Below are 10780 nucleotides of genomic sequence, written 5' to 3'. Positions count from 1 at the left end.
AGGAGCCTTCGCTCAATCGAACTACTGTATAAAAGGCTTTGGTTGCAGCCAAAGCTTGGGCCTCACATTACCCGAACCTAGTTTAAATAATAATTACTTTGTGGGATTATTATCCATACAAGCATTTAAAGCGGGACTGCTAACAGTTTGCTCGGTTTCGCTTCGCTACACATTTTAGCAAACTATTACTCACCACTTAAGGCAGCGTTATGCATCTGTTTATCATCGAGGATGAAATATGAATAAAGTTATATATGTAAAAGCTTACTTTGCACCAGTTGGCAAGAACGTAAAGATAAAGGTACCAACAGGCGAAACAAAAAAGGGACTTTTTGGTGGAGAAAAAGAAGTTACTCGCAAAGAGACACGATGGGAACAAACTGGATTTTCTGACAAAAAAATAGACAGTGAAAGGCTAGCAGAAGATCTACAAATAGCGGTAAGTAAATTAAATGATCAAGGTTACACCATTACACAGGTAACTCCTGTAATTTCAGGTGAATACGATTATAAGTATCAAGCACAAGGTGTTACAAGTTCTCCAAGAATTCTCAGTGATGGTGAGGCTGTTAGTGGAGGTGCTAGTTTTGGTTACGGCTATGGTTACTCCTACACGGATAGTTTAATTATTGTTGCGGAGAAAAATGCATAACAAGTTTAAGCACAGCGAATTGTTTACGTGCTTTGCACTCCAACAATCGCGTGTTAAAAGTGTTATAAATACCACGGAGATTCGATGGATACTGTTGCCAAGGAAGAAATTTCAAACACAGTAAAGGTAGAGGATTAATCGATGCGTCTTATTCAACGGTTAGTGCTGCTCAGACCGCGTTGAATCAAGCCAATGGCATATTAAATGAGATTGGAGAAACGGCGTATGTGAAAACGTCTTTTGGAATGCAAATTCCTTTCATGCCAGTTATTTATAAAATGGCGGATAAAGGTACTTTGATGTTGGATGCAAGTGTTTCTGTTGTTGCTTTAGGGCGCGTTGTTTCTGATGAAATTAAAATTGTTGGCACGGATTTACAAACAGATACGTCTTTTACTGCGAAAACGGCAACAGATGTAAAAGTAGGCTTAGGTTACAGTCAATCGGTTTGGGAAAATTCAAATGGCATGTTAGTGGCAGGAGCAAAAGCGAATGTACACTAAATCTCATTAGGGCGAGCGGTTGCTTCGTTAAATGATAGCAGTAGTGACGTTGGTGATACTATTTCTGATGCCATATCGGATGATGTTGTGAGCAGTAGTGGTGTTGGGGTTGATTTGATATTGGAGCCGTCTGGGTTTCCAATAATTATCAAGTTGGGCTCACGTTGGCAAATATTAATGAGCCAGAATTTGACGGTGCCGCTTTTAATGCAAGTTGTGTCTCTGAGAGTTGTGCTGTCGCTGGTCGATTAATCGCGGCGGGAAAACTCGAAGAATCGAATAAGCACACAATGGAGATGCAAACCACGGCAGATTTTTCTGTGTCAGCAGAGGGCAAAAAAGTCACCTTGAGCATGGCCTATGATGTGAACGAAGTGAAAGATGCTGTAGGGGATGAATATCAATGGGCAGCCATGTCTGTCTCTTATTTTGGTGACTCTCACATCATGCCGGGCATTCGAGCGGGTTATCGCCAAAATATGGCAGGCACCGAGTTGGATTATGCATCATTTGGTGTGACGTTATTTAAACGCTTTAATGTCGATTTGTCGGTAGCGTTGGATAAGGTGGAAGACGAAAGTGGCGATGAAGTTCCTAGAGGCGGTTTTTTTATCGTTAAGTTATGACTTCGCGTTTTAATTGATAATGTAAGCCGTAATAATCCAAAAAGTTCCTTCCTTTGATAAACAATCACTGAATCAATTTATAGTATTTAATGATTGTTTGACTCTTCTGCAATGAGTTGTTGAGTTTTTGTATCTGAATTCACACGTAAACCGCATTTCTTTTTTAACGTTACTAATTTGCGATAATTGATTTTTAATGGCTCTAACAACATGCGGAGTGATTTTAATATTTTAGCTAACTTGATTGATTGTCATATTGCGGTGTTATATAAAGGGCTGTCGCTCTTGATATTGAGGAAATATGGAGTCATTGGTATTCCAAGAAAATGTAACCGCTTGTGATGAGTGCGATTTGGTCCATCACATTCCTCCTCTTAAACGAGGTGAACGCTTTGTATGCGATCGATGTGGTCATGTTTTATTGAATTTTCGAGAACATGTAGAGAAACTCATTCTTGGCACGGGCTTTTCGTCTTTGTTGATGTTTCTTTTTGCTTTGGCTTTTCCTTTTCTTGGTTTCTCAAATAATGGTGCTGAACGAAGTGTGACTTTGTACAATATTGTTAGCATATTGATTATTCAAGATTATTTGATTCTTAGTATCCTTGTCAGTCTCGCCCTCTTTGTGTTCCCCATTGCTTACTTAATTACCGTTTTATTGCTAGTGTGGTCTTTGCAGAATCGTTTCATTAGCCTTACTACGAAACGCAATTTAACCCGCTGGGTGGTGGTTATCCAACCATGGTTGCTGGTTGACGTTTTCTTAGTCGGTATCCTCGTTGCGTTGGTTAAAATGAACAGCATGGCGGACATTGAATTAGGGTTATCTTTTTGGGCTTTTTGTGCGCACGCTCTGTTGTTATTGAAAACGGTTACTTTGCTAGATCGTCGCTGGCTTTGGAATAACGTCGCTGGTCAAGCACCTGAACACGTTATTATGAAACAGCCTACCCAAGCGAAGAAGCAAGGGCTAATTTGCTGTCATTTTTGTGGCGCGACACACTCTGATTTGGTCTGTCATTGCAGCCGTTGCGGTCATTCTATTCACAGTCGTCATCCAAAAAGTTTAATGACCACCATGGCCTTTCTCATGGCGGCAGTCATTATGTTTATTCCTGCCAATATTTTCCCTATAATGCACACGACTTTTTTAGGTGTGAATGAACCTTCTTCGATTATGGAAGGCGTATTGTTACTTTGGTCTTTGGGGTCTTACCCTGTCGCCTTGGTGATCTTTTTTGCCAGTGTGGTGATTCCTCTAGCAAAGGTATTGTCATTAGGTTGGCTTTGTTGGCAATGTTATTTCCCAACAGAGAGAGAAACCCTACAAAAAATGAAGCTGTATCGTATTACTGAACTTGTTGGTCGTTGGTCAATGATCGATATTTTTGTGGTTGCCGTTTTAACTGGGCTGGTACAAATGGGAAATTTAATTGCTATTTCTCCTGGGCCTGCGGTACTGTTTTTTGCTGCGGTTGTTGTTTTGACTATGCTGGCTGCTGCGTCATTTGATCCACGGTTATTATGGGATAATGAAGAGAGAGTGGAAACAACCTCTCTCCTAGAGGAAAAAGAGCAATGAGCGAGAGTAAGAATGTCGTGAGTCTTAAACGAGTTCATTTTGACTCAATTTGGTTGGTGCCGTTAGTTGCTCTAATTGTTGCAGGATGGATGCTTTATCAAAACTGGTCCAGTCAAGGGCCAATTATTACTTTAGTTGCAGCAAACGCAGAAGGGCTGGAAGCGGGGCAAACTAAGTTGAAAGCTCGCAATGTGGATGTGGGTAAAGTGATAGATATTCGGTTAAGCAGTGATTACGACAAAGCAATTATTAAAGTGCGTATGAATCAAGACACACAAAAAATGCTAAAGCAGGATGCGAAGTTTTGGGTTGTAAAACCAAGAATTGGAAAAGAAGGAGTAAGTGGTTTAAGTACCCTAATGTCTGGCGCTTATATTGATATGTCCCCTGGTGACGAAGGCGAAGAAAGTGATGAATTTGTTTTGCTTAGCCAACCACCACTTTCGACTAAAGCAGAAGGGATTCATTTACATTTACGCAGTGGCGATGCCTCTAAACTGGATATTGGCACCTTAGTGCATTTTCGTGGATACGAAGTGGGTTACGTAGAAGAAGTTGATTTTGATACAGTAACAGGGGCCATTAATTATCGTATTGTTGTTAAACCTCCTTATGACGCTCTTGTGAATGATGCCGTTCAATTTTGGATAACCCCCGGATTGTCTTTTAAAAGTTCCGTTCAGGGCTTTGAGGTAAAGCTAGATTCGCTTGAAACCTTTTTATCAGGAGGCATCTCATTTGGATTGGGGAAAGACAGAGCTGCGGGCAATAATGTAAAGGATTTAACGACATTTCGCTTATTTCCTTCCAAAGAAGAGGCGGATAATAATCTTTATAATCAAACAATTGAGTATCTGTTCTTGTTTGATTCGAATGTGAGTGGATTGGCTGTTGGTGCAGATGTGGAGTTTCGCGGAGTCCGAATAGGTACAGTAATAGAAATGCCTTTTACTGAAATCTCAATGGATGTTATTGCTTCGCTTGATCGCCCTGTTATTCCAGTATTGGCTCGAATTGAGCCTCAACGTTTGCATGATTGGACTGTTGAAGGAGAGGCGTCAGTACAAAAATGGAAAGAGCTTTTTGATGTACGTATTGATCAAGGGCTAAGAGCAACGCTTGTCATTGGTAATTATCTCAATGCTGCAAGAGTGATTAGCTTAGATTTTATGGATAATCCTCCTCCTCCAAGAATGAGGGAACTTGCTGGCTATGATGTGTTTCCAACAGGGCCTGATTCTTTAGCAGGCATCAGTAATAAAGTGTCTACTCTACTTGATAAAGTGGCCGACGTACCTCTTGCACAAACATTTGAGCAGCTAGGCAGAACAATGGAAGAGGCGAATGAAACTCTGCGGCAGCTGCAATCTCTTAGTCAGAGTGTTGAACGGTTATTGGAAAAATCAGAAACCCAGCAGATCCCAGCGGATATTTCTGAAGTCATGACACAGCTTAATTTGACGTTAGAAACCTATCAAGCAAATGGTCAAATAGGGCGTCCATTAAGAGAAAATATGGTGTCATTGGGGCGTTCACTTAATGAATTGCAACCGCTTCTACGGCAACTGAAAGAGAGGCCAAACACGTTGATTTTTGATAGTAAACCACGGTTGGAAATTCAGCCTAAAGCGGCAAAATAACCTGGAGGGTATATTGATATTATGGTGAATTGGCGAATATTTCTTTCTCTATGGTTAGTGAGTCTTCTTTTATCAGGTTGTGCTACGCCAGTTGATGAAAGTTACGAATATCTTTTAATGGATAATACGGCATCTCATGTTGAACCCGAGGAAACTTTACGTACGTCGATGCAGTTGATGCCGATTGTTGTGGCGAACTACTTAGCAGGCAACGAGATTGTACTCGTCACGAATGAAGGTGAAGTGCATCGTTCTCAAATTAATTTATGGGCAGAGCCGCTATCTCCTCAACTTACGCGATTGACTCAACAACGATTGGAAAAAACACTGCCTAACGTTACTTGGTTTGTGAGGCAGAGGCTTCCCAGTTATGCCATTGCTCAATTGGACATCGAAGTAGACCGCTTCTTTGCCGACTTGGATGGTGTTGTTCATATTACAGGTCGTTGGTTGCTGATTTCGTCTGAAGGTGATGTGATGCTGTCAAAAGCGTTTGATGTAAGAGACACTCTAAAATCAGATGGCTACCCTGCGATGACTCAAACGCTCGCGGATAATTGGTTTAAACAGGTCGTTAGCCCAATGGCACATGAAATTGCCAAAGCGTTTATCGAGTCTCAGTAATGGGAATCTCAACTTTACTTAGGCTGAAGGTTTGCTGCAGAAGATAATTGACGACGGATCTAGGGAAATAAAAATCGATAAAGTGGAGGCAGGGTGCGGTGTGCCTTTGTCTTTCAGGAGAAGATTGCTCTTCTAAAGTAGAACATTCGAGTTATTGTGTTTTTTAATTGTTAGAAAATGACTTATTTAAATGAGATTAAGAGGGGTATTAAAGACATGCCACATTGTATTATCGAACATTCATCCACATTGGATGGCGAAGTGCTCATGCCGTTAGTGTTTACTGGAATGATGAATTCAGAATTGTTTCAGGTTGACGATGTAAAAGTTCGCACTCAGTCATTTTCCCACTATCAAACCGCTCACGAAAAAACTGACTTTATTCATGTAACGTTAAAAATATTATCAGGGAGAAATACGGAGCAAAAATCCAGGTTGTCTCAATGTGTTTTAGAGCAAATTACCACATTGGGTTTAACGGAAGGCTCTATCTCGGTTGAAGTGATGGATATTGACAGAGCCAGTTACGTGAAGGTCGTATTATAATAACTCTTGTCTCATATTGAGGGCCATATTCTGACACCTTATCGGTCAAACTTCAGAATGTGCCTTTTAAACTCTTTCTCTAAATAGTCCGCACGAATCGGTTTATGTTGCGAAGCGGTGAAACCGAACGCTTTCATGTGTGCATTTAGTTTGTTCTTTCTTCCACGACCGGGATCCACAATAATGACTTCGCTGATGGGTTTAGAGTGTTTATTAATAAAGCTGGATAGCAGATCAATGTGATTGTCTTCATATAGAAGATCACTGCCAATAATTAAATCAAATAGCCCAAGATCGTCATTCTTTCCTGCCCAATCGACTCGTTCAAATGCGATGTCATTGTCTTCATTGAGTAAGGTATTTCTTTGTAAAAAAATTTGCGCTTCTGGGTGGTAATCCGTGGCGGTAATGTCTGCACATTGCTTATTGAGAAGCAGGCTAGACAAGGCCATGCCGCAGCCTACTTCTAAGATGCGTTTGGACTCGGTTTTATAATCAAAAATATAATGAGCAAGCACCAAGCTTGAAGGCCAAATCACCCCAAAAATAGGCCAAGTGGCAGATGATATACCAAGCTTTTCCGCAACGCTCATTGGGTCATGGAATTCTTGATTATTGCGTAATACAAAGATGGATATCGGTTATTCTAAACTCAAAAAGATACGTGACAAAACGAAATGTTCGACTAGGGTATAGCATGTAGGGTGAATCACAACGTATTCAACCAAGTAATTTTGTTATTTTTATAATTGCATAAAAAGGGCAGATGCTATCGCAAATGCCCTTTATGATGTGTTTCTAATTCAGCACTTCATTCGAAGTGCTGAATTAGCATAGAAAAGTATTACAAAGCATTAAGTGCTTCTACAACATCAACAGGATCTTGACGCAGAGTGTAATCCGCTGTGACAAAAGAATGTGCGACTGTGCCATCTTGTTTGATAATGAAAGTAGCGGCTAATGGAAGGTCAAATTGACCTGTGCCGTTGTGTTTTTCAACATCAATACCGAAATTGAGATAAATAGGGCGCAGCTCTTCTGCTAAAGAGAAAACCAAACCCAGTTCTTTAGCGTAACTTGAATCAACATCAGATAAGACTTCGTAAGACAGCTCATTTTTCTCGCTGGTGGATAAAGACATATCAGGCAGTTCTGGTGACACAGCAACCAAGGTCGCACCAGCGGCTTTAATGCTATCTAAATGTGTTTGATAAGCGCGTAGCTCTAGATTGCAGTATGGGCACCAACCGCCACGATAGAAAGTCAACACAACGGGGCCAGATTCTAATAGCGTGCTAAGTTTGCGCTGCTCGCCCTTATGATTTGGTAAATCAAAAAACGCTATCTTATCGCCCACTTTTGGCGCAGCATCTTCAATGCCTGATTCTTGTAAGTGTTGTGTTACTGAGATCATGGTAGCATGAATGTCTGCGGGTAAATTGGTTGCAGATGCGTTGCGTGTTTCGGTAAGTTGATCGGTAAGTGACATGGAATACTCCGTTTAGTTGTTATGTTGAATGATCATTCAAAATATACAGGAGTAATTCTTTCGGTCAAGTTGTTTTTGAACGATCGTTCCAAATGGTGCTAGTATATACAATACTGCACGGATATTTATGGTGTTTGGTTTTCGTATTTTGGGTGGAGGTTATGGCAAAAAAAGGGTTTGACCGCTTAGAGGTTATCGACAATGCCATTGAGTTATTTTGGCGCCATGGCTATACCGCGTCCAGTGTTCAGCTCATTACTCAATATACGGGCCTGAAACCGGGTAGCTTGTATAACGAGTTTGGCAACAAAGAGGGCTTATTCAACGAGGCCTTACAGCGTTACGCTGAGAGCACCATTCAAATGATTCACACCACGATGAACGAAGAGCAGGATGTGAAAAAAGCCGTGCTGAGAATTTTAGACGAATCCATTCAAGCGTCTACTGAGTGTGGCTTTTGTGGGTGTTTTCTGATTAAAACCCAATTGGAGCTAGGCGCTCAAGATAATCCACTCTATGAATTAGCGTTAAATAAACTGAATGAAATAGAAAGAACCTACCAGCACTATTTGACGCAAGAGTTTGATGAAAGCAAATCCATTGAATGTGCTCGGCAAGTGATGATGATGGTATTTAGTATTCAAATTTATGGTTATAAAAAGAATGTGTCATACGAGTTAAGTCATTCTATTCGTTCTTTTTTACCTTGGTTGTAATTCACTGCAATACATCATTTGGTTCATTCTGAATGAGAGCGAGGGAATAGGCGCAAGAACCATGAAGGAGAGCCTAACGCTTTAATAGTGCTGAGTGATGTCTTTTGGGGTTTATGGTAAACTTCGCGGCTCATACTGGTGTTTTGATATGGCGTCGTTCAATTAAGACACATCTATTATTTTTTTGAGTATTTCTATCTCCATGTTACGACTTAATGACATTAAACTGCCTCTTCACCATACGGATGAAGAACTGAATTCGGCGATCCTGACCACCTTAGACATTTCACCTGAAGAGTTGGTGAACGTTACTCTATTCAAACGCAGTTATGACGCGCGTAAGAAAGGTAATATTATCTTGCTATACCAATTGGATGTTGAGCTTGATGAGGCGCTAGAAAAGTCAATACTGGAGAAATTCGAAAACAGTCATGTGGTGCAACCTTCGCCAGATACCGGGTATTACTATGTCGCGCAAGCGGATGATGCCTTTCCTACCGAACAACAATTACGCCCTGTTATTATTGGCTTTGGCCCATGTGGCATTATGGCAGCGCTTACCCTTGCTCAAATGGGATTAAAGCCCATCGTATTAGAGCGTGGGCAAGATGTTCGTCAACGCACGAAAGACACTTGGGGTCTATGGCGTGATAAGAAATTAAACACAGAATCCAATGTGCAATTTGGTGAAGGTGGTGCAGGCACCTTTTCTGATGGCAAGCTGTGGAGCCAAGTGAAAGACAAACGTTTCTTAGGCCGTAAGGTGATGGCAGAGTTTGTAAAAGCGGGCGCACCAGATGAAATCATGTATGTGAGCAAACCTCATATCGGTACATTCAAATTGGTTAAAATGGTGGAAAACATTCGTGCTGAGATCATCAGTTTGGGTGGAGAAATTCGTTTTAATTCTAAAGTGGAAAAAATAAACCGTTTGCCAGAAAATGATCAAGGTAAAGGCCAAATTACAGGCGTCACCTTATCAACAGGCGAGGTGATGGAAACAAGCCATTTAGTATTAGCCATTGGTCACAGTGCGCGTGATACTTTCCAGATGTTATTGGACGAAGGTGTGTACATGGAAGCCAAGCCTTTTTCTATTGGGTTTAGAATTGAACACCCACAACCTGTGATTGATTCGGCACGTTTTGGAGCGCAAGCAGGTCATCCAATTCTAGGATCGGCGGATTATAAGCTGGTGCATCATTGCGAAAACGGTCGTAGTGTTTACAGCTTTTGTATGTGCCCCGGTGGAACCGTTGTTGCCGCCACATCAGAAGATGGCCGCGTCGTCACCAATGGCATGTCTCAATACTCCCGTAATGAACGTAATGCAAACTCCGCAATTGTAGTGGGTATCGAACCTGCGAAAGATTACCCAGGGCACATATTAGCCGGAGTGGAACTGCAAAGGAAACTAGAAACGCTGGCTTTCGAAATGGGGGGTAAAGATTACACCGCACCGGCTCAATTGGTTGGCGACTTTATCAAGGGCGTACCATCGACAGAACTTGGTACGGTTGAACCCTCTTACAAACCGGGTATCAAATTGTGCGATTTAAGCAACGCTTTGCCGCAATTTGCCACAGACGCACTGCGTGAAGCACTCACCGTGTTTGACCGTCAGATTAAAGGCTTTGCCATGAACGACGCATTATTAACAGGGATAGAAACACGCACATCCTCCCCTGTTAGCATCCGTCGTGATAAAGACTTCACCAGTTTGAATACAGTAGGCTTATACCCAGCAGGGGAAGGCGCAGGGTACGCTGGCGGCATCCTATCCGCAGGCATCGACGGTATTAAAGTCGCAGAAGCCATTGCACTGGATTTGCTTAAGCTTGAGTAACGCTTGAAACAAAGCAAAGAAGGTTAAAAACCAGACCTCGTGTCTGGTTTTTTTGTTTTTATCAGTTCAGTAATCACTAGATCAAGGTTGAAAAGCGCAAGTGCCTTTCGACATTGCAAGACACTCGACCACGAGCAACTCTGATAATCATACACAGCAAAAGCCTTCGTCTTATCAAACAAGCTCTTTGAGCGTTGTCAGGGCAATATTTTATTGTTTTTTTATTCCGCTTTAACTCACGGTAAATCGTTGATCTATGACAATTCAGTGTGCGTGCAATATTTGCCACTGATATTTCTTGCCCTAAAAGAGCAGAAATCTGCTATCTTTTGCCTTCGGTCAACTGCTGATAATTCATGTTGGTACTGCTTTGTTCTGTGGTAAGAAGAATCATACCAACTTCAGCAGTTGGCTTCTTCGTAAGAGTACGGGCAACCACACCTTGTTTCTATCTTAGAGCTTAATATTCCAAGGCAGCAGGTCTTCTAGGCTGTCCTCTGTATTGCGCTTCGGAAGTTCTTCAAATAATTTCACTAGATATTCGTAAGGGATTAAC

13 protein-coding genes and 1 pseudogene are annotated in these 10780 nt (G+C 41.5%); 9 read left to right on the top strand and 5 right to left on the bottom strand.

All coding sequences use genetic code 11. From position 1 onward, the window contains the following. The first annotated feature begins 238 nt into the window (after window positions 1-238). Together ACMUMJ_RS16590 and traF are read left to right on the top strand one after the other, a co-directional pair. Window positions 239-652, top strand: a complete 414-nt coding sequence (locus tag ACMUMJ_RS16590; RefSeq protein WP_414679961.1) for a hypothetical protein — start codon at window positions 239-241, stop codon at window positions 650-652. A gap of 68 nt (window positions 653-720) precedes the next feature. Continuing rightward, window positions 721-1155, top strand: a complete 435-nt coding sequence (gene traF, locus ACMUMJ_RS16585) for a conjugal transfer protein TraF (protein ID WP_414679963.1) — start codon at window positions 721-723, stop codon at window positions 1153-1155. Here traF and ACMUMJ_RS16580 read toward each other — a convergent pair. Beyond that, window positions 1152-1307 carry a hypothetical protein gene (locus ACMUMJ_RS16580; RefSeq protein WP_414679960.1) on the bottom strand — a complete coding sequence of 52 codons (156 nt, stop codon included), beginning with the start codon at window positions 1305-1307 and terminating at the stop codon, window positions 1152-1154. The genes traF and ACMUMJ_RS16580 overlap by 4 nt on opposite strands. A 12-nt stretch (window positions 1308-1319) precedes the next feature. Between ACMUMJ_RS16580 and ACMUMJ_RS16575 the strand changes: the two genes are divergently transcribed. From ACMUMJ_RS16575 to ACMUMJ_RS16555, 5 genes are all read left to right on the top strand, one after another. After that, window positions 1320-1781 (top strand): hypothetical protein, encoded by a 462-nt coding sequence (locus tag ACMUMJ_RS16575; RefSeq protein WP_414679959.1) that lies wholly within the window; start codon window positions 1320-1322, stop codon window positions 1779-1781. Between the two features lie 301 nt (window positions 1782-2082). Further along, complete coding sequence (locus tag ACMUMJ_RS16570) at window positions 2083-3363, top strand: PqiA/YebS family transporter subunit (protein ID WP_414679958.1); 1281 nt, start codon at window positions 2083-2085, stop codon at window positions 3361-3363. Beyond that, entirely contained in the window at window positions 3360-5003 is a 1644-nt protein-coding gene (pqiB, locus tag ACMUMJ_RS16565; RefSeq protein WP_414679957.1) for an intermembrane transport protein PqiB, read from the top strand. The genes ACMUMJ_RS16570 and pqiB overlap by 4 nt, the downstream gene beginning before the upstream one ends. A 21-nt stretch (window positions 5004-5024) precedes the next feature. Beyond that, window positions 5025-5627: a PqiC family protein gene (locus ACMUMJ_RS16560; RefSeq protein ID WP_414679956.1), complete on the top strand. Its 603-nt coding sequence runs from the start codon at window positions 5025-5027 to the stop codon at window positions 5625-5627. 216 nt (window positions 5628-5843) lie between these two features. After that, the gene (locus ACMUMJ_RS16555; RefSeq protein WP_414679955.1) at window positions 5844-6173 is read left to right on the top strand and encodes a 5-carboxymethyl-2-hydroxymuconate Delta-isomerase; all 330 of its coding nucleotides are present in this window, start codon (window positions 5844-5846) and stop codon (window positions 6171-6173) included. A 38-nt stretch (window positions 6174-6211) separates the two neighbouring features. Here the strand turns inward: ACMUMJ_RS16555 and ACMUMJ_RS16550 are convergent, their stop codons facing one another. Together ACMUMJ_RS16550 and ACMUMJ_RS16545 are read right to left on the bottom strand one after the other, a co-directional pair. Continuing rightward, a complete protein-coding gene (locus ACMUMJ_RS16550) occupies window positions 6212-6766 on the bottom strand; it encodes a class I SAM-dependent methyltransferase (RefSeq protein ID WP_414679954.1) in 555 nt (184 codons plus the stop codon). A 251-nt stretch (window positions 6767-7017) separates the two neighbouring features. Beyond that, complete coding sequence (locus tag ACMUMJ_RS16545; protein WP_414679953.1) at window positions 7018-7662, bottom strand: peroxiredoxin-like family protein; 645 nt, start codon at window positions 7660-7662, stop codon at window positions 7018-7020. Between the two features lie 161 nt (window positions 7663-7823). On the opposite strand from ACMUMJ_RS16545, the gene ACMUMJ_RS16540 reads away from it, so the two are divergent. Together ACMUMJ_RS16540 and ACMUMJ_RS16535 are read left to right on the top strand one after the other, a co-directional pair. Next, window positions 7824-8378, top strand: coding sequence for a TetR/AcrR family transcriptional regulator (locus ACMUMJ_RS16540; RefSeq protein WP_414679952.1), 555 nt, complete (start codon window positions 7824-7826; stop codon window positions 8376-8378). Window positions 8379-8580: 202 nt separating this feature from the next. Further along, window positions 8581-10224 carry an NAD(P)/FAD-dependent oxidoreductase gene (locus ACMUMJ_RS16535; RefSeq protein WP_414679951.1) on the top strand — a complete coding sequence of 548 codons (1644 nt, stop codon included), beginning with the start codon at window positions 8581-8583 and terminating at the stop codon, window positions 10222-10224. Between the two features lie 166 nt (window positions 10225-10390). Here the strand turns inward: ACMUMJ_RS16535 and ACMUMJ_RS16530 are convergent. Both ACMUMJ_RS16530 and ACMUMJ_RS16525 read right to left on the bottom strand, forming a co-directional pair. Further along, a pseudogene (locus tag ACMUMJ_RS16530) lies at window positions 10391-10543 on the bottom strand (helix-turn-helix domain-containing protein); the annotation flags it as partial. A 134-nt stretch (window positions 10544-10677) separates the two neighbouring features. Continuing rightward, entirely contained in the window at window positions 10678-10776 is a 99-nt protein-coding gene (locus ACMUMJ_RS16525) for a transposase domain-containing protein (protein WP_414679962.1), read from the bottom strand. Between the last annotated feature and the right edge of the window lie 4 nt (window positions 10777-10780).

The organism is Marinomonas phycocola (assembly GCF_047525455.1).
Taxonomy (GTDB): domain Bacteria; phylum Pseudomonadota; class Gammaproteobacteria; order Pseudomonadales; family Marinomonadaceae; genus Marinomonas.
Note: the sequence above shows the minus strand (reverse complement) of the source record. Positions and strands in the feature narration are given on the sequence as shown.

Bases quoted from the DNA above. Each gene is read 5' to 3' on its own strand.
- ACMUMJ_RS16590 (WP_414679961.1), top strand. From the start codon at position 239: ATGAATAAAGTTATATATGTAAAAGCTTACTTTGCACCAGTTGGCAAG.
- ACMUMJ_RS16570 (WP_414679958.1), top strand. From the start codon at position 2,083: ATGGAGTCATTGGTATTCCAAGAAAATGTAACCGCTTGTGATGAGTGC.
- pqiB (WP_414679957.1), top strand. From the start codon at position 3,360: ATGAGCGAGAGTAAGAATGTCGTGAGTCTTAAACGAGTTCATTTTGAC.
- ACMUMJ_RS16560 (WP_414679956.1), top strand. From the start codon at position 5,025: ATGGTGAATTGGCGAATATTTCTTTCTCTATGGTTAGTGAGTCTTCTT.
- ACMUMJ_RS16555 (WP_414679955.1), top strand. From the start codon at position 5,844: ATGCCACATTGTATTATCGAACATTCATCCACATTGGATGGCGAAGTG.
- ACMUMJ_RS16550 (WP_414679954.1), bottom strand. From the start codon at position 6,766: ATGAGCGTTGCGGAAAAGCTTGGTATATCATCTGCCACTTGGCCTATT.
- ACMUMJ_RS16545 (WP_414679953.1), bottom strand. From the start codon at position 7,662: ATGTCACTTACCGATCAACTTACCGAAACACGCAACGCATCTGCAACC.
- ACMUMJ_RS16540 (WP_414679952.1), top strand. From the start codon at position 7,824: ATGGCAAAAAAAGGGTTTGACCGCTTAGAGGTTATCGACAATGCCATT.
- ACMUMJ_RS16535 (WP_414679951.1), top strand. From the start codon at position 8,581: ATGTTACGACTTAATGACATTAAACTGCCTCTTCACCATACGGATGAA.